The organism is Actinomadura barringtoniae (genome assembly GCF_017573505.1).
Classification (GTDB): domain Bacteria; phylum Actinomycetota; class Actinomycetes; order Streptosporangiales; family Streptosporangiaceae; genus Spirillospora; species Spirillospora barringtoniae.
The window spans coordinates 304,182-321,822 of the sequence record NZ_JAGEOJ010000011.1 but is presented as its reverse complement, the minus strand read 5'-3'; the positions used below and the strand labels follow the sequence as shown (position 1 = coordinate 321,822).

Here is a 17,641-nt window from a genome sequence, read left to right as displayed (position 1 = left end):
GCTCAGGCAGGGAGCAGAGACGGGGCCGATCCAGGACGGTCGGGTTCTGCGGGTCGAGCCTGCCTCTCCCTGTACTGGCTGCGAGCCACGCAGAAGGTCAAGTGCGCCTCCTTCTCGCCGTCCATGAAGTCCAGCGCGACGCCGGTGGCGGCCCACACCTCGGCGATGACCTCGGGACCGTTGGCCGCGTCTCGGACCGCTGCCGTCGCGAACGCGATGAGCTCTTCGGCCCCGTTCTCCGCGGTCGCCGCCACCGCCTCGCGCACCGCCTTGATCAGCCTGGCGACCGCCGCCGCGCCGATGAGGCCCTGCCGGTCGGTGGCCTCGGCCGGCCGGGCCGGAACGTTGACCACCTGGTACGGCTCCGGGGGCCGTCCGGGCGTGAGATCGGCCATCCGCAACCGGGCCGAGTTGGATCCGACGTCAAGAACACCTACGCGCATGCGCTGCCGTTACCCCTGGTGCGCGCCTCAAACGCGAGGTTCTGTCGCCTGGCGGAAGCGATCAGTCTTCGGCGAGGAGACCGGCGCGAAGGCGTTTCAGGGTGCGGCGGAGCATGCGGGAGACGTGCATCTGGGAGCAGCCGAGCTGTTCGGCGATCTGGTACTGGGTCTTGTTCCCGAAGAACCGCAGCAGCACGACGGTGCGTTCACGTTCGGGGAGCTCGTCCAGCAGGGGCGCCAGCGCCTCCCCGTCGACCAGCTTCTCCAGCGCGTCGTCCTCGGCGCCCAGGGTGTCGCCGAGCACGGAGACCTCCTTTTCACCGTCGTTCACCGGTGCGTCCAGCGACACCGGGCTGTAGGCGTCCGAGACGATCATGACCTCGATGACCTCGTCCCGGCTGATGCCGAGGACCTCGGCGATCTCGGCGGTGGTGGGAGAACGGCTGTGCTCGCGTTCGAAGTCCCGCGTCGCCTGATTGAACTCGGCGCGCAGCTCCTGAAGGCGGCGCGGGACGTGGACGGCCCAGGTCTTGTCCCGGAAATGCCGCTTGACCTCGCCCTGCATGACCGGAACGGCGTAGCGGATGAAGCGGTCGCTGAGCTGCGGGTCGTAGTTGTTGATGGCCTTGACCAGGCCTACGTAGGCGGCCTGCTCGAGGTCGTCGTTCGGCTCGCCGCGATTGGCGTAGCGGTGGGCGATGCTGCGGACGATCGGGGCGTGCAGTTCCGCCAGCTCAGAACGGATCTGCTCCTCGCGGGGGCGGTCGATGCTCGGCGCGTTCAGCTCGCTCAGCAGTTGCTCGGCCAGGCCGGTGTCGTATCGGCCACCGGATGAGTCCTTGGTGGCGGGCTTCTGGGCGAGCTGCGGGGACGCCCTGCCGGTGTTCGCGGTGCCGTTTTCGCCCAGCGCCCGATCGTGATGGCGTGCCAGCAGCTCCCGGTCCTTGGCAGCCCAGGTGCGATGATGCTCGGCCGCCGCCAGATGCCCCTCGGCCTGGGCCGGGAAGTCGGCGGCCCTCTGCTCCAGCAGTACGACCGCGCGCTCGTGGGCCTGAGCAGAACGCAGCAGGGCTTGTTCCGCCCAATCCGCCGCCTCGCGAATGTGCCCGTCGGCATCGTCACGGCGTTCACGAGCGCGCCGCAGGTTCTCGGCGGTGGCCGCCGGGCCGGGGATCTGACCGTCGCGCCGTTCACGGTGCTGGTGAAGCTCAGCGGCACGCCGACCGGTCTCGGCGGCTCGCCGCTGGATCTGCTCGGCGCGTTGCCGGGCCGCCTTGCGGCGCAGACTCAGGTCTTCGCTCACCGTTCAACCGCCCTCCCAGGAGTCGCGATCATCGGCACAAGCGATGATTCCGCCCTGGTCGGCCTCCGCGAGTCCTGGATCGGAAATCGCTGTCCGCCGCTGCCCAACAGCCATGACACCCCTGCTTTCCGGTTCCGGGTCGGACGCGCCCGGCTTCGAGGCTGTCTTTGGCGTGTGCCCGGTAGTGGACGGCTAAACCAGGCGACCCGGCGAAGCATGATCAGCCTGGAGGTCGATGAGCACGCGCAGCTCGCCCGCGAATACCGCCAGGCGCTTCAGAACGAGGCAGAACCGCCTGCCCACCGACGACTGACCCGTCTCCGGTCGGCTTGGTGGATTGGGACTCGCGAGTCGGGTAGTGCGGAACTTCAAGGGTTCAAACTGCCGCGAAGGAGAAACGCTCATGGCACAGAAGGTGCGCGACATCATGACCGGCCATCCCGTGTGCGTTCCGCCGAACACCGAGATCAAGACGGTGGCGACCACGATGCGGGACGAGGACATCGGGGCCGTGCTGGTCACCGAAGGCGAGGACCTGCGTGGCCTGGTGACCGATCGTGACCTCGTGGTCCGTGCGCTCGCCTCGGATCTGGGCCCGCAGTCCAGCGTCGGCGGTCTGTGCAGTGAGGCGTCGGTACGGATCGGGCCCGACGACGACCTCGATGTCGCGGTCTGGCTGATGCGCACGCACTCGGTACGCCGCCTGCCGGTGGTCGACGGCACTCGCCCGGTGGGCATCATCTCGCTCGGCGACATCGCGATCGAAGACGATCCCGACTCGGGTCTCGCCGACATCAGCGCCGCCGAGCCCAGCACCTGAATGGAGACAGAGGAGCGCCGGTCATCGCCCTCAGCGGGCCGCCGCGGCGGCGTCAGCCGGCCGCCGGCATCAACTCATCGTCCGGTCCGGACGTTGCCGTCGTCAGCAGGACCGCGGCGCGCTCGGCGATCACTGATTGCAGACGCTGGTCGGCGACGGTGATGGCCTGCGGCCGCTCATAGTGCACGCTCAACATGCCCAGGACCTGGCCGGTGCGGTCGGTCAACGGTGTCGACATGCAGGCCCGCGCCCCAGCCTCCAGCATCACCCCCAGTCCAGCGGTCCCGGCGAAGACCGAACTGGCCGCCACGTTGGGCACCCGCACCGCCCGGCCACTGGACAGCGCCCGCCCGCACGCGCTGCTGGCATCGTCACCGTCGGCCGGAACCACCCGGAAGAAGTCCAGGAACGCCTTCTCGAAGCCACGCTGCACCGCGATCTGCAAACCCCCGGCTTGCGGATCGAGCAATTGAACATTGCCGCGCTGAGCACCGCTGTGCCGCACTGCGGTGTCCAACGCGTCCTCCAACATCGACGTGGGATCGGCACGGTAGGCACTCGCGGCGTCGAAGAACCTCCCCCTCGGCCTTCTCGTCACGACAACCTCCATTTACTTGGCCTGGCCCTGCCGCCTTCGGCACTGCCATTGCCCATTGCCCAAAAGCCAACGAAACGAACAAGGTACCTCTGGGATCCAGACCACAGCACGTCAGCGCGACCACGGCGAACCCGGCCACCGCCGACGGCCCGATCTCCGCCCTACCAGCGCACCCGCCACGCAATGGTTGCCCGCATCCCTGAGCACGAGTTGCCGCTCAAGGACTCGTCTGCCACGGCTACGTACGTCAGCGGCGCAGGCGCACGCACCCAGCCGACAGCGCGCGTCGGACAGCTGCGGCTGCCTGCCGGGTTCAGCAGAACGGTCCGCTCGTCGAGGCGCCGTTGTGCTGCGGTGTGGTCTTCAACGTGCAGGGGTCGATCGCCGCGCGGCGCAGGGCACTGCGGGCGGCGCGGGCGTCCGCGTCGCTCAGTGCCGGTGTGCGTGACAGCACGAAGCCGCTTCGGCGGCCGGAGTCGGTGACCACCGCCCAGCGGTAGTCGGCCGCCAGCCCCACCACGATGTAGTTGGCGTTCGCGGTGTGCCGCCAGGCAGAGCCGAACCGCAGGAACGAGACGTTCAGCCGGGCGTTGGTGGCGTCGAGCGGCCGGGCGTCGCCCCGGATGGTGCTGGTGATGCCGAAGAACGACCGGCAGGAGTTCTTCACCGTCACCGTCCCTGCGGGGCTGAGACCGTAGTCGGCGGTGACGTCGCGTCGGCATTGGATCTCATACAGGGCGGGCACGGCGGCGATCTGATACCAGCGCCCCAGGTACCGGTCGACCTGGACCTTGCCGACGGGCTCGGGCGGCCCCGGCGCCGCCATTGCCGGTGTCGCCGTAGCGGCCATCGTTCCTATTCCCACAGCCGTCATCGCGAGCAGCTTCAGCATCTCAAGCCTCCCGGCTTCCCTCGGCACGGTCCTGAAGGATCTTCGATAGGCCGGGCGCCACCGGATGCGTGCGCGACCAAGAAATCTCATCCCTCGACCAAGCCCTGGCCAAGAGCGCAGGGGCCGTCGCCATGCGCTCGCAGGCCTCATGTGGACGCCGCCACACCACGAGAAGCGGACCCATCCAGGTACAAAGCGCTCTGTTTGGGCAAGGGGCAGTCCGAACACACGTGAGGAGGATCCGAGATGACCGTTACCGGAATCATCACTGCGATCGTCATCGGAGCAATCATCGGCGCGCTCGGCAGGCTGGTCCTGCCGGGACGGCAGCCCATCGGCTTCCTGCTGACCATCGGAGTCGGCATCGTGGCAGCCCTGCTCGGAACGGCGATCGCGCAGAAGGTCGGCGTCGGCACCACCGACGGCATCGACTGGATCGAACTCGTCTTCCAGATCGGCCTGGCCGCCGTCGGTGTCGCCGCCGTCGCCGCGTTCCAACGCCGCGGCAGCCACCGATAACGGCAGTCACCACCACCGACAGCGGCGGTGCGAAACTCCGGTTTCGCACCGCCGCTGTGCCATGTCGTGGCACCAGGGCACAGCCAGCCGCTCCGGATCGCGGACCGATAGCCCTCTGCCGCTCGACCACGAGCGACAGCAAGCAAGGCCGGAACGTCCTCGCCGCGAAGACACCGTGCCCTGCGTGCCCAGGAAGCGCGGTAATGTCCGGGTGGCAAGAGGAGGGTCATGGCCGATGGATTGGACGCGAGTGCGCTCCGAGCGGGGATGCGCCTGCAGCTGAGCTGGCGTAGCGCAATCGCGTGACGATCGTCATCTGGGACGCGCGGCCGACGGCCCGCCAAGGTATGTCCCAACTCGCCTCCGCCAGACGGACCCCGGCCGGTTTCATCGACTGCGGCGAGCCTGCCTACTTGTGGCGAACGCGATGACTCATCTGACGCGCGGCGTCTTCCGTGGAGTGGCGCCGCCCCTGGACGGACGCGAGCAAACACAGGCCGCCGCCATCGACAACGCCCGAGAGTCCGCGACGAAGGGCCCAGACTCGGCGGCCGACATTCCCCCGCTGGGATTCTGCGTCAGCTGTATAGCCGGGACCGGCGACTGGAGAGCGGCCGTGGCACTGCACCAGGGAACCGGCTACTGCCCGGATCACCTGCCCGCTGCCTGAGAACCGAGGGCGGTATTAGCCGGCTCGCCGACTCGTCCGTCGCCGCGACGGCGCCAGCAGCCGACCGAGCACCCGGAACGGCAGGGTGAGAACATTCAAGACTGTCGAAACGATTGCACTGAGAGCGCCAGTAATGCGCCGCATCTCTCTTCTCCCATCTTCCGGTCGCATAACGCCTGTACCCTCCAGCCGCGGCTTACACATTCGAGCCCTGACAGGCCCCCTTGCGATTGCGCCAACACCAATGGCTTCTGACTGGCCAGCCGGCGCGCCGCCCCTCCCCGACCTTCACGGCCGAGATCGCCAGCGGTCGTCGGCTCGGCGCCAGGGAGGCGCTTCAGCGCCCGGATGGCGGTGGCCGTGCTCGCGACTCGTTGTGGCCATTTTGATGGCCGAGACGGGGGCCGGTGTCTATCGTGCGAGCCTAGGAGGTTGAACGACCGTGGCCGAAGGCCGCTGCTCTCCGGGCGTCGATGGCGTTCGCGGGAACAGCACCAGCCAGCGGACGCAGGGGGGGACGATGTCAGATCCGGAACTGGATCCGGAGCACGCTTTCGACCCGACCGGTCCGCTGGAGACCGCTGACGGTCTACGTGCTTTGCTGTCTGCCGAGGTCGTTCTCGGTGAGGTCGAACATGACCTGTTCCGGGACCGTGTGAACCAGTTGTGGGAGCAGCAGCGCGCGGTAAGGCGGCGTCTCGCCGATGAGATCGAACGGTTCGGCACAAGAGACTCACAGGCCGGCGAGGCCCAGATCGCCGAGTCCGCCACCAAGCTGTGGGAGGCCCTGGACGAATGCGAACGGCTGGCCGTTGACGTCGACGAAGCGTTGCAGGGCTTCCAGCAGACCGCAGATCTCCGCGCGAGCGCGCTGACCGACCTGCTGGACCGACTCCACATCGCCGAGGCGAGAAACCTGGACTAGTGGGCGTCCGCATCTGCCGGCAGCTAGCTTCGTCGGCCCTGTTGACCTGGCCCTGCCCACGCGACGAACGTTCAAGGGGTCGATGCGCGTGATCGTGGCCGGTGACCTCGCGCGGCCCGGCCACCATTTCAAACCAACTCGATAGGAATAGCCATATGGACAGAGTCTCGCGTGGTCTCATGTCGGCACGCGAGTCCGCTACACCTTCGTCACGCGGCGTCACGGAGGCTGACCGGCCGAGGACGGGGAGGAAGCACGCATGAGACGACGTGCGAGTGTGGTCGCTGTGGTCGTGACGGTGTCGTTTGCGGTGCCGGTCTCGGCCGGAACGGCCACCGCTGAGGTGGACGCCGGCAAGGCCGAGATCTTCGCGACGAACGAGACCTCCAACAGCTTCGATCCGAACGACCCCGCCCTGCGGACCCGGCTGGTGAAGTTCGCGCACCAGGTCGACGAGATCATCCGCGACAACGGAGGCAGGCCGCGGGGATCCACCCTGCTGAACGGGACGTTCTGGTCATCGGACCTGAAGAAGGCCGACTACGAGCGCTCGCGCGAGTTCCACATCGGACGCGTGGACGCCGCCGAGGTACGCGACATCGCGCACAAGGTCGCCACGCGCTTCCACCAGCAGTCGGTGCTCAGCTTCCAGTACCTCCCGAGGCGCTCGGCCCAGGTCAACGCCATCCTCGTCCAGGTACCCGGGGTCGACTTCCAACGCCTGCACGACGCGATCGAAGCCGACCCCACGCTCGGCGAACGGCTCGGCGGCGGCTCGGTGACGCTGAACGGCAGGCTGATCGAGGCCGGAGCCCTCGGCGACCTTCCGCTGATCAAGCAGCTCGTCCGCGCCGCCGGCGGCGACTGGAGCAGGGCCACGATCCGCTACGGCGCCTGGGCGTTCGTCTCCTGAGTCCTGACCGTGGATGAACCAGGGGCCGCCGGAAACACCGGCGGCCCCTCGGTTGCACGACGTCGATCTCTTCAGCGCAGCGGCGATGTCGGCGGATGCCGCGCACCGATGCAAGGGCGACCGGCTACAGAGGATCCGGCCGGTTGCGGCCCTCAGCGAGGACCTCTTCCATGGAACGCGTCCGGACGTGCCGGTCCGTCACCACTGTCCGGCCTCTTCGACGGCGAGCCGGACCAGCCCGGACTCGTTCAGGTCGTACCGGTTCATCACGCTCAGGGGCGGCGAGTACACGTGCACGCTGACAGCGGGCGCGTTCGAGACGTTGCGGACCTCGTGCACGTACTCGGGGCCGAATGAGCGAGTCTGGCCGGTGGTGAGCCTCCGCGTGGAGGCCAAATCCCGTTCCTCCAAATCGCCGAGCGCGACGGCGAACGCCCCGCGCGAGCCGCCGTGGTCGTGCAGCCCGGTCGCCTGGCCGGGCAGCCAGCTGATCAGCCAGATCTCGTGGTCCTCATCGCGATGCAAGCGCTCGTACCAGCGCCCCTCGGGACTCAGCCGGACTCGCGCCACCCACTCGTCGGGCGCCGCGGCCAGCGCGCCGGCCGTTTCGGCCAGCCGGGACACCGCGGGCGCGGCCATGCTCAACGTCATTTGATTCGGGTTCCTCTCCTTGTCGCTTCACCTCCGCCGAACGTGAGGGTCAGCGACACAGGTCGCTCGCCTGCCGCCGGAAGTCGACGTGCAGGCGCGACCACAGAGGGAGCCCCAGATGCATGGAACCAGCATGGAGGCAATTCCCTATCAAGTCAATCTGAAACGTCTTAATCCTCGAGGCCCCGTCGCATACTCGCCCTGACCAGAGGGGGCTACAGAGTGCGCTTGAGCTGCTACTCACAGCCACGAGGGCGCTACAGTGACCGTCGGCGGCGAGGATCTCCGGCCACGACCGACGGCCCCCGCCATTCCGCTTCGGGGACTCGACCCCGCTCACGAACGGAGACCACAGATGTACCGGCTGACCATCCTCTATGGCCACCCGACCGACCCCGAGGCGTTCGACGCCTACTACCGCGACGTGCACCTGCCCATCGCCCGCAAGATGCGGGGGCTCAAAGGCTGGACCATCGGCCATTGCGAGGCGACCGTTCCGGGGCAGCGGCCCCCGTACCACCTCATCGTCGGCCTCTACGCTGACACCCGCGAAGACCTCGAGGCCATCCTGGCCTCACCAGAGGGCCAAGCCGCCGTCGACGACGTGTCCAACTTCGCCACCGGCGGTGTCGACTTCCTCTACAACCGCGACGAACACATCCTGCCCGCAGCCGAGGCACCCGCAGACTTCTAACAGAATGCCCTGGCCACTGGCGGTCGGCGCTGGGCAGGCGTGCGCCGGCCCAGCACGTCCCGCGAGTGAACGCCGTTGAGAAAGGGTCAGGCGGCGATCGCGGCGTCATATACGCCCGCCGCGATGTCTTCGAGATATGTGCCGAAGTTGACGTCGCCCGCGACCAAAGAGTTGGAACCGATGATGTAGCCGTATCCGCTGCTCTCGGAGAAGTCTTGGAGCAGAGGGCCACCGCTGGAGCCGCCGTTGAGGCCGCAGTGGATCGCTTCGTGGTTCACCCGGTTGGCCGGGTCGTCGAAGGTCGGGCCACTGCAATACTGCATGATCGCGCCGTTGTCGCGGTCGCCGGGATATCCGAAGAGATAGCTGTACGGGTGCCGGACGTGGTTGAAGACGATGCCCTGCCCGCCGACCGTCTCCACGATGTGGCGCCCGTTCAGCGGATTGGCGACCACGACGGCGAAGTCGTAATTCTCGTAGGTCGGTGTCTGCTTGTTCCAGGCAGACGACATCACGATCGTCCTGGAGGTGAACAGGCCGTAGGGCTCCTGTCCTTCGCGATAGGCCGGTGCGAACGCCACGTTCTGCGCCCACTCGGCCCGGTCCAGGTCATAGATGCAGTGTGCGGCGGTGGAGATGCCGTCGAGGTTCCCGCCGTTCACCGCCGAGGCCGAGCACACGAAGTCACCGTGGCTGAAATGCATGAAGAGCTTGCCGCCGGTGGCCGTGATGCCCCCTCCGCCCTCCCACCGCTGCGGACTGGTGACGTCGGAGGGCAGCAGCCCTGCCGATGTCTTCGCGGTAGGACCGGTCGGCGGGACTGATCGCGGCTTACCGGACGGGAGCGAAGGCGTTCCGGCCGGGGAGAGCGTCGTTCCGGAACGCCGTTTGGGAAGTGGAAGCGGCTTCGCCTTACGCATTCGTTCGGGAGTCCAGTAATTGCTGGCACTTTTGGCTGCGGATGCGGGCAGGACATGTGAAATGGGTCGAGGGGCAGGTTCCGCTGCGGCTACGGCGGGTGTCCCGGCCCCGAAGAGCGCTGCGGTCGCCGTGACGGTCATGAGCAAATGCTGTGCCGATCGCACCAAGTCGCCCTTTCCGTTGTCGATCACATGACATCCGCAGGCTAACGATCAAGGATCGTCCATTGCTTGGCCATGGATGAGCAACCAAGGGTCGTCGCCACCCGGCGGAAGCGCACTTCCCGATAAGCCGGAATCGACAAAACTTGCCGGCGCACTGAGGACCAATCGGCCGGACCGCCACCTTCTGTCCGATTCTTGGCTTGGTCCTGCACTGCGTATGGCGAGTCGGCGGGAACACCGACTCCCAGGAGCGTTGGGGGGCGCCGCATGGCCGGGAGGCGGACAGGGCTGGTCCGGCTCGTTGACGGGGCCGACAATCTGCAGCTGTTCGCCGTGACCGGGATCAGCACGGTCCTGCTGACCCGCGCCTTCCTCGCCCTGTCCGGATACCCGCAGGTGGGCGGGCATGGCCTGCACATCGCTCACATGCTGTGGGGCGGGCTGCTGATGGTGGTCGCGCTGATCCTCGTGCTGATGTACGTGGGCAGGACCCCGCGCATCTGGGCTTCGCTGCTGGGAGGCATCGGGTTCGGCCTGTTCATCGACGAGATCGGCAAGTTCGTCACCCAGACCAACGACTACTTCTTCAAGCCTGCCGCCGCGTTGATCTACGTCGCGTTCGCGGTCCTGGTCGTGGTGGCGCGCAAGAGCCGGATCAGCCGTCCGCTGACCGACGCCGAACGCATGGCCAACGCCGCCTACACAGGCATCCGCGGCGTGATCACCGGGCTCACGCCCCTCGAACGGGAGGCGGCGTCACAGTTACTCGGGCAGCACGACGACGCCGTGCACACCGCGCTCCGGCAGCTCGTTCAGGCGGTGCCCGAACGCGCCGATCCGACTCCGCAGTTCCTGCGCAACGCCCGGGCGGGGCTGCGGCGACGACTGGCCTGGTTGCTGGACCGGCGCTGGTTCGTGGTGATCATCGTGGGGTGCTTCATCCTTCAGGCGGTGGTCGCGTTGATCTTTCTCGCCGGGTTGGGGGTGATCCTGGCGGGGCCGACCACTCGTGACGAGGTGCCGGAGCTGGGCGCGACCATCGCTTTGGCCGCCTCCAGCGCGGTGGTGTCGCTCATCGCGATCGCCGCCGCGATCCGGATCCGCCGGGATCGCGATGGCGGTTACGAATGGATGCAGGCGGCGGTCGTCCTGGACATCCTGGTCACCCAGCCGTTCAACTTCACCGTCGATCAGTTCACCGCCGTCAGCGGTCTCGTCTTCGACCTGGTCGTCTACGCGGTCGTCGCGCACCAGCGACGCCGCCTGCGCATCGCGGCCCCTGGCGACGGCGATCCCCGCCTGTGAGCCGGAACGGGCGCGTTCGGTAAAACCGTCGGCAACAAGCAGTCCATTCTCCGCTGTGACCTGCGCGAACACCGTGCTCCCCGTGTCGGATGCGGATAGGACCGGGGTTGATCTCGCTTGGGCCGCGTACTGCGACGGCCGCGTACTGCGACGGGGGCAACGAAGGTGATCGCGGGCACTGCGAAGGGCACCATCGGCCTTGCCGTGGGAGCCGCCTTGGTGGCCTGCGGCGCCACGTGGGTGGGCCAGAGTTCGTCCGTACGAGCCGGAGCACAGGCGCCAACGCATCGGCACCCGGTCTCGCACCCGGCGAGCAAGCAGCCGAGGGCGCGCCTCATCGGCGACGGCTCGACCGCCTACAGCGGCGAACAGCCAGGCCGGCGCCGACCGCAACGTCTTGCGCCGGGTGCGCGGCCTCCGCAGTTCGTGGTCTTCTCGTGGGACGGCGCGGGTGAGGACGACAACAGGTTGTTCTCGCGTTTCCGCGCAGTCGGCAAGGAGGTCGGCGCCACGCAGACGTTCTTCTTGAGCGGTCTGTACGTGCTGCCGCAATCCGAGGCATCGCGGTATCACCCGCCCGGCCACGCGGTCGGTTCCTCCGACATCGGCTTTCTGGGGAGCGCGAGCATCAGGCGCACGCTCGCTCAGCTTCGCCTGGCATGGCTCGGGGGCAACGAGATCGGTACGCACTTCAACGGGCATTTCTGCGGTCCCACGGGCGTGAATTCCTGGACTCCGGCGCAATGGAAGTCGGAACTCAGGCAGGCCAAGTGGTTCGTACAGCACTGGCGCACCACGACCGGCTGGAAGGACATGCCGTCACTGCCGTTCGACTACGACCGTGAGCTCATCGGCGGCAGGACCCCCTGCCTCGAAGGACGGCAGAACCTGCTCCAAGCCGCTCGCCAGATGGGATTCCGCTACGACTCCAGCGGCGTCGCCGACCAAGTCTGGCCGCGCAAACGAAACGGCGTGTGGGACCTGTCCATGCAACGCGTGCCCTTCGTCGGCACGAACTTCGAGGTCCTGACGATGGACTACAACTATCTGGCCAACCAGTCCAAGCGCTATGACGGGCCCGCGTTCCAACGCCCCGCTTGGCAAGACCAGGCCTCGCAAAGCCTCAGGCAGGGATTTGAACGCGCCTACGAGGGCAACCGAGCACCGTTGATCGTCGGCAACCATTTCGAGCAGTGGAACGGCGGCATCTATATGGAGGCCGTCGAGGAGTTCATGCGAGACGTCTGCCGAAGGCATGACGTGCGCTGCGTCTCGTTCCGCGACCTGGTCGACTGGCTCGACGCGCAGAACCCGAGCGTGCTGGCGAAACTCCGCACGCTCAAGGTGGGACAACGTCCGGACGCATGGCCGGGAGCCCCTACCAGCGAACGGTGATCCAGCCAAGGGACGGCTGCCGTACTAGAGCCCGTTCTCCACTTCGGCCTTGGCCACCGTTGCCGACGGCCGATGGTCTGCGGTGTCGTTGGCCTCAAAGCGCAGCAGGTCCCCCGGCTGGCAGTCGAGCGCCTCGCAGAGCGCGGCGAGTGTGGTGAAGCGGACCGCCTTGGCACGGCCGTTCTTGAGTACCGCCAGGTTGGCGGGGGTGATCCCGACGCGGTCCGCGAGTTCGCCCACCGACAGCTTCCGCTTGGCCAGCATCACGTCGATGTCGACGGTGATGGGCATCAGATCACCTCGTCCAGCTCGGACCGCAGCTGCGTCGCTTCGGCGTCGCGCGCGACGGCCTGGGCGAGCAGCATCCGCAGCAGGAGCACGATCAACGCGCCTCCCAGGATGGCCAGGCCGATCCCGCCCATGATGACGGTGACGCCCGGGTCGTCCCGCTGGCCCGGCGCGTTGATGGCCGTGACCGCGAACCACACGAGGGCGGCCGCCACCATCGCGCCGATGATGAGGTCCACGTACCGGAAGGCGGCGTCGGAGAAGACGGTTCCGCGTCGCACCATCGTCACCAGCCGCCATACGCAGACCCCGATGACCTGGATCGTCCCGATGCCCAGGATCGTGATCAAGCGCAGCGGGGTCAGTGGGAGCGATCCGTCCTCCGGGTCGTTCCCGCTGACCAGCGTCCACACCATCAACGCCTGGACGAGCACGGTGCCGGTGAGCACCACCACGAGCACGGCGCGCAGCGCGCGCACTGTCAGCTTTCCCATGGCCTGCCTTCCATCGAGTTGCGATGGAAATCTATCGAAATTCGATAGATTAGGCAAGGTACTGGCCGAGGAGGCAGGACCCCGTACAGGTGCGTAGGCACTAGGAGGCGTGCCCGGCTGGTCCGGGCGCACCAGGGGAAAGACGGCTGCCGCGGACGATGCCGGGCGGGGACGCCTGAGGCGAGTGTTGAAAGCGCGTGAGATCTCGCGCTTTCCCTTTGCCTGGTGGCGTCTGGAGTGATCAACAGGTGGCGACATTTCTTTACTGGATCGGACGGTGGGCGTTCCGGCGGCGCAGGCTCGTAGGCGGTCTGTGGCTGCTCACCCTGGGACTGGCCGTGGTCGCCGCCGCCCTGGCGCCGTCCGGGGACGACGAGGACCTCTCCATGCCCGGCACCGAGTCGCAGAAGGCGTTCGACCTGCTGGACGCGCGGTTCCCGCAGAGCAACGCCCAGGGAGCCGAGGCACGCCTGGTGTTCCAGGCCCCCGACGGGCAGCGGGTCACGGCCACTGAGAGCAAGGCGGCCGTTCAGAACGCCCTCGGCTCGCTGCGCAGGGGCGCCGGCGGGGGCGACGGCGGTCAGGTCGCGTCGATCACCGACCCCTATACGACCGGCGCCGTCAGCAAGGACGGCCGCATCGCCTACTCCACGATCACCTACACCGCGGACGCCGTGGACCTGACCGTACCGACGAAGAACGCCCTCGAAGGCGCCGCGAGCCAGGCCCGGCACGCGGGGCTGACCGTGGAGATCGGCGGCTCGGCCCTGGACGCTGAAGAGTCACTGGGCGGTACGACGGAGATGATCGGCGTGGTGGTCGCGGCGGTGGTGCTGATCCTCGCCCTCGGGTCGCTGGTCGCGGCCGGACTGTCGCTGCTGAACGCCTTCGTGGGCGTGGCCATCGCCTTCGGCCTGGTCTCCGCGCTGGCCGTACCGCTGGGTCTGACCTCCACCGTCGCCATCCTGACGCTGATGCTGGGGCTGGCGGTCGGCATCGACTACGCGCTCTTCATCACCTCCCGCTACCGCGACGAGCGCGCCCAGGGCCACGCGCCGGAGGAGGCCGCCGGCCGGGCGGTCGGCACGGCCGGATCCGCCGTCGTCTTCGCCGGCGCGACCGTCTTCATCGCCCTGGTCGGGCTGGGGGTCGTCGGAATCCCCGAGCTCACCAAGATGGGCCTGGGCGGTGCCGGCGCCGTGGCTCTCGCCGTGATCGTCGCGCTGACCCTCGCCCCGGCGCTGTTCGGCTTCTCCGGCAAGCGGGTCCTGTCGCGCGCCGCCCGCAAGGCCGCCCGGCAGGGAGGCACCGCAAGCGAGCACCCGCACCTGGTGCCCAGTGCGGCCGAACGGCCCGGGCCATTGGGCGAACGCCCTGGGCTCGGCGAACGCCCTGGGCTCAGCGAACGCCCTGGGCTCGGCGAACGGCCTGGGCTCGGCAGCCGCTGGGCACGGTTCGTGCTGCGTCGGCCGGTGGCCGTACTGCTGGTCGCCGGGCTCGGTCTCGGCGCCGTCGCCCTGCCCGCGCTGAACCTCGAACTCGGGCTGCCCGGAGACGAGTCCAAGTCGGTGGAGACCACCCAGCGCCGTGCCTACGATCTGCTGTCGGAGGGCTTCGGCCCCGGCTTCAACGGCCCGTTGACCGTGGTCGTGGACACCTCGAAGCCCGCGGACACGCGTGCCACCACGGACCGGGTCGTCTCGACCGTACGGGGGATGGCCGGGGTCGCCTCGGTCGGTGACCCGGTCCTCAGCCGGAGCAAGGACACCGCCGTCCTCACCGTCGTACCGCGCACCGCGCCGAACAGCAGCGAGACCAAGGATCTGGTGAACGAGATCCGCGGCGCGGTCTCCGGCATTGAGGCGGGCACGGGCGCCGGGGTCCTGGTGACCGGCACCACCGCGATGAACATCGACATCTCCGAAGCCATGTCCGACGCCCTCATCCCGTATCTGACCGTGGTCATCGGCCTGGCGGTGCTCCTGCTGATGGTGGTCTTCCGCTCGATCCTGGTCCCGATCAAGGCCGCGCTCGGCTTCCTGCTGTCGGTGGGCGCCGCCTTCGGCGTCCTCGTCGCCGTCTTCCAATGGGGCTGGGCGGCCGACCTGATCGGGATCGAACAGACCGGCCCGGTCATGTCGCTGATGCCGATCCTCATCATCGGGATCGTGTTCGGTCTGGCCATGGACTACGAGGTCTTCCTCTTCACCCGGATACGGGAGGCCTACGTCCATGGCGCCTCCCCCGGCGAGGCGATCGTCAACGGCTTCCGGCACAGCGGGCGGGTGGTGGCCGCGGCGGCGATCATCATGATCAGCGTGTTCGCCGGGTTCATCGGCATGAGCAACCCGACCATCCAGACGATGGGGGTCGGCCTGGCCGCCGCCGTCGCGTTCGACGCCTTCGTGGTCCGGATGGCGATCGCGCCCGCGGTTCTGGCGCTGCTGGGTCATCGGGCCTGGTGGCTGCCTCGTATCCTGAACCGTGTGCTGCCGAACGTGGACATCGAGGGGGAGAAACTGAGCAGGCATGTCCCGGCGCCCGCGACCGGACCGTACACCGCGACCGGGCCGGACGCGGCGGTGCCGCCGCTCCCCGCCCGCCGGCACTGAGGCGGCCATGACCAACACCGCCGGCGGGGGCCTGCGATCGCGCGTCACGCTGCAGGAAGTGGCGATCATCGCGACGGCGTTCGCGCTCTGCCTGCTCGGTGGCACGCTGCAGGACGACGGCAGCACGCTGTCGCCGCCGCCGGCCGCCGCCTACTTCATCGCCGTGGCGTCTTGTGCCGTGCTGCCGGTACGGCACCGGGCGCCACTGGCCGCCATGGCGGCCACGACGGCGATCGCCCTGCTGGCGGTGCCCTTCGGCCTCCTGCTGAGCCCGCTCATCGTGGCCCCCGCCGTGATCACCGCCTACTCGCTCGCCGCGCGCACCGAACGGCACGCGGCGAGCGCGGTGTCGCTCACCTCCGTGGCACTGCTGGTCGCCTTCACCCCCCTGCTCGGGGCCTTCTCGTGGAAGGACGCGAGCAGGATGGGAGCGGTGGCGGCGTTCCCGCTGGTGGCCGGCGTCCTCGGTCACTCGGCGCAGAACCGGCGGGCCTACCTGGCGGCCGTGGAGGAACGGGCGCGGCGGGCCGAGGAGAGCCGGGACAGCGAGGCGCGCCAGCGAGTGGCCGAGGAACGGGTGCGCATCGCCCGGGAACTGCACGACCTCGTGGCCCATCAGATCACCCTGGCCAACGCGCAGGCCACGGTCGCCGTCCACTTCTTCGACGCCCGCCCGGGGCAGACCCGCAAGAGCCTGAACGAACTCGTCGAGACCACCGGTAACGCGCTCAACGAACTGCGGGCCACGGTCGGCCTGCTGCGCCAGACCGGCGACTCCGCCTCGCCCGCCGAGCCGGCGCCCGGGCTGTCCCGGCTTCCCACGCTCCTGGAGTCTTTTCGCCGCGCGGGCCTGGAGGTGTCGGTGCACGAGGAGGGCACGGCCAGGCCGCTACCGCCCGGCGTGGACCTCACCGCGTACCGCATCGTCCAGGAGGCTCTGACCAACGTGACCAAGCACGCCGGCACCGGCAGCGCCCGGGTGCGCCTCGACTGGAACCGCGACCGCGTCACCATCACCGTCGCCGACGACGGAGAGGACGGAGCCGACGGGCAGGAGGTCCGGGCGGCACCGAACGCGTCCACGGTGTCGGACCATTCGCCCGGTTACGGACTGATCGGGATGCGCGAACGTGCCACCGCGGTCGGGGGACGCCTCTCTGCGGGCAGGCGTCCGGAGGGCGGGTTCCTCGTCTCCACCGAGCTGCCCCTCCCGCCTGCCAAGGACAAGGACGAGCCGCGCAAGGCCGACCGAGCGACGCTCCCTGAGGCCGGTGATGCGCTGTGACGCTCCGGGTGCTGCTCGCCGACGATCAGGCCCTGCTGCGCGGTGCCTTCCGGCTGCTTCTCGACACCGCCGACGACATCACCGTGGTCGGGGAGGCGGCCGACGGAAGGGAGGCCGTGCGCCTCACCCGGGAGCTGGACCCGGACGTCGTGGTCATGGACATCCGGATGCCCGAGGTGGACGGTCTCACCGCCACGTCGGAGATCTGCGCGGACCCGGAACTGAGCGCCAGCCGCATCCTGATCCTCACCACCTACGAGACCGACGAGTACGTCGCTCAGGCGCTGCGCGCGAGGGCCAGCGGCTTCATCGGCAAGGGCATCGGCGCCGAGGACCTGCTGGCCGCCGTCCGCACGATCGCCGACGGCGACACCCTCCTGTCGCCCGCCGCGACCCGTTCCCTGGTCGCGCGCTTCCTGGCCACACCGGACGGCGCCGTTCCGCGCGACCCCGAACGGCTCGCCGCGCTCACCCCGCGCGAACGCGAGATGGTGGCCCTGGTCGCGATCGGCCTGTCCAACCAGGAGATCGCCGAGCGAACGTTCCTCAGCCCCTACACCGTCCGCGCCCACGTGCAGCGCGCCATGACCAAGCTGGACGCCCGCGACCGAGCGCAGCTAGTCGTCATCGCCTACCAGACCGGCCTGGTCCAACCCACCCCCGACGCCCTCCCCTAGCCCGGCACAGCCGCGCCACCCGCTCCGGGCAGTCGACGGAAAACCATTGGCCTGCTTGATCGGGTGGAGCCT

19 protein-coding genes are annotated in these 17,641 nt (G+C 68.6%); 10 read left to right on the top strand and 9 right to left on the bottom strand.

The window, feature by feature from the left end; translation table 11 throughout:
• Positions 1–2: 2 nt before the first annotated feature.
• Positions 3–395, bottom strand: coding sequence for a Ppx/GppA phosphatase family protein (locus J4573_RS27580; RefSeq protein ID WP_208258760.1), 393 nt, complete (start codon positions 393–395; stop codon positions 3–5).
• A 109-nt stretch (positions 396–504) separates the two neighbouring features.
• Entirely contained in the window at positions 505–1,746 is a 1,242-nt protein-coding gene (locus J4573_RS56215) for a SigB/SigF/SigG family RNA polymerase sigma factor (RefSeq protein ID WP_307796928.1), read from the bottom strand.
• Between the two features lie 403 nt (positions 1,747–2,149).
• Here J4573_RS56215 and J4573_RS27570 point away from each other — a divergent pair, with 403 nt between their 5' ends.
• Positions 2,150–2,566 (top strand): CBS domain-containing protein, encoded by a 417-nt coding sequence (locus tag J4573_RS27570; protein WP_208258759.1) that lies wholly within the window; start codon positions 2,150–2,152, stop codon positions 2,564–2,566.
• A gap of 52 nt (positions 2,567–2,618) precedes the next feature.
• On the opposite strand, the gene J4573_RS27565 is transcribed toward J4573_RS27570, so the two are convergent.
• Together J4573_RS27565 and J4573_RS27560 are read right to left on the bottom strand one after the other, a co-directional pair.
• A complete protein-coding gene (locus J4573_RS27565; RefSeq protein ID WP_279575591.1) occupies positions 2,619–3,176 on the bottom strand; it encodes a GAF domain-containing protein in 558 nt (185 codons plus the stop codon).
• 301 nt (positions 3,177–3,477) lie between these two features.
• On the bottom strand, positions 3,478–4,056 hold the full coding sequence (locus tag J4573_RS27560) for a lipocalin family protein (protein WP_208258757.1): 579 nt from the start codon (positions 4,054–4,056) through the stop codon (positions 3,478–3,480).
• A gap of 246 nt (positions 4,057–4,302) precedes the next feature.
• On the opposite strand from J4573_RS27560, the gene J4573_RS27555 reads away from it, so the two are divergent.
• Entirely contained in the window at positions 4,303–4,575 is a 273-nt protein-coding gene (locus tag J4573_RS27555; protein WP_208258756.1) for a GlsB/YeaQ/YmgE family stress response membrane protein, read from the top strand.
• 685 nt (positions 4,576–5,260) lie between these two features.
• Here J4573_RS27555 and J4573_RS56715 read toward each other — a convergent pair.
• Positions 5,261–5,389, bottom strand: a complete 129-nt coding sequence (locus tag J4573_RS56715) for an LPFR motif small protein (protein ID WP_372442894.1) — start codon at positions 5,387–5,389, stop codon at positions 5,261–5,263.
• Between the two features lie 298 nt (positions 5,390–5,687).
• On the opposite strand from J4573_RS56715, the gene J4573_RS27550 reads away from it, so the two are divergent.
• Both J4573_RS27550 and J4573_RS27545 read left to right on the top strand, forming a co-directional pair.
• A complete protein-coding gene (locus J4573_RS27550; protein WP_208258755.1) occupies positions 5,688–6,170 on the top strand; it encodes a hypothetical protein in 483 nt (160 codons plus the stop codon).
• A gap of 259 nt (positions 6,171–6,429) precedes the next feature.
• Positions 6,430–7,083, top strand: a complete 654-nt coding sequence (locus J4573_RS27545; protein ID WP_208258754.1) for a hypothetical protein — start codon at positions 6,430–6,432, stop codon at positions 7,081–7,083.
• A gap of 198 nt (positions 7,084–7,281) precedes the next feature.
• Here J4573_RS27545 and J4573_RS27540 read toward each other — a convergent pair whose 3' ends face one another.
• On the bottom strand, positions 7,282–7,734 hold the full coding sequence (locus J4573_RS27540; protein WP_208258753.1) for a cysteine dioxygenase: 453 nt from the start codon (positions 7,732–7,734) through the stop codon (positions 7,282–7,284).
• 355 nt (positions 7,735–8,089) lie between these two features.
• Between J4573_RS27540 and J4573_RS27535 the strand changes: the two genes are divergently transcribed.
• Entirely contained in the window at positions 8,090–8,428 is a 339-nt protein-coding gene (locus tag J4573_RS27535; protein ID WP_208258752.1) for an EthD family reductase, read from the top strand.
• Between the two features lie 86 nt (positions 8,429–8,514).
• Here the strand turns inward: J4573_RS27535 and J4573_RS27530 are convergent, their stop codons facing one another.
• On the bottom strand, positions 8,515–9,489 hold the full coding sequence (locus J4573_RS27530; protein WP_208258751.1) for a trypsin-like serine peptidase: 975 nt from the start codon (positions 9,487–9,489) through the stop codon (positions 8,515–8,517).
• 291 nt (positions 9,490–9,780) lie between these two features.
• On the opposite strand from J4573_RS27530, the gene J4573_RS27525 reads away from it, so the two are divergent.
• Positions 9,781–10,818: a hypothetical protein gene (locus tag J4573_RS27525; RefSeq protein ID WP_208258750.1), complete on the top strand. Its 1,038-nt coding sequence runs from the start codon at positions 9,781–9,783 to the stop codon at positions 10,816–10,818.
• 165 nt (positions 10,819–10,983) lie between these two features.
• On the top strand, positions 10,984–12,213 hold the full coding sequence (locus tag J4573_RS27520) for a polysaccharide deacetylase family protein (protein ID WP_307796927.1): 1,230 nt from the start codon (positions 10,984–10,986) through the stop codon (positions 12,211–12,213).
• A 24-nt stretch (positions 12,214–12,237) separates the two neighbouring features.
• Here the strand turns inward: J4573_RS27520 and J4573_RS27515 are convergent, their stop codons facing one another.
• Both J4573_RS27515 and J4573_RS27510 read right to left on the bottom strand, forming a co-directional pair.
• Positions 12,238–12,504, bottom strand: a complete 267-nt coding sequence (locus J4573_RS27515) for a helix-turn-helix domain-containing protein (protein WP_208258749.1) — start codon at positions 12,502–12,504, stop codon at positions 12,238–12,240.
• Entirely contained in the window at positions 12,504–12,995 is a 492-nt protein-coding gene (locus tag J4573_RS27510; RefSeq protein ID WP_208258748.1) for a DUF2975 domain-containing protein, read from the bottom strand. Before J4573_RS27510 ends, J4573_RS27515 begins: the two co-directional genes overlap by 1 nt.
• A 248-nt stretch (positions 12,996–13,243) precedes the next feature.
• Between J4573_RS27510 and J4573_RS27505 the strand changes: the two genes are divergently transcribed.
• Genes J4573_RS27505 through J4573_RS27495 form a run of 3 tightly spaced genes read left to right on the top strand, consistent with a single transcriptional unit; the run spans position 13,244 to position 17,569 of the window.
• Positions 13,244–15,607, top strand: a complete 2,364-nt coding sequence (locus J4573_RS27505; protein WP_208258747.1) for an MMPL family transporter — start codon at positions 13,244–13,246, stop codon at positions 15,605–15,607.
• Between the two features lie 7 nt (positions 15,608–15,614).
• Complete coding sequence (locus J4573_RS27500) at positions 15,615–16,892, top strand: sensor histidine kinase (RefSeq protein WP_208258746.1); 1,278 nt, start codon at positions 15,615–15,617, stop codon at positions 16,890–16,892.
• Positions 16,889–17,569 (top strand): response regulator transcription factor, encoded by a 681-nt coding sequence (locus J4573_RS27495; protein ID WP_208258745.1) that lies wholly within the window; start codon positions 16,889–16,891, stop codon positions 17,567–17,569. Before J4573_RS27500 ends, J4573_RS27495 begins: the two co-directional genes overlap by 4 nt.
• The last annotated feature ends 72 nt before the right edge of the window (positions 17,570–17,641 follow it).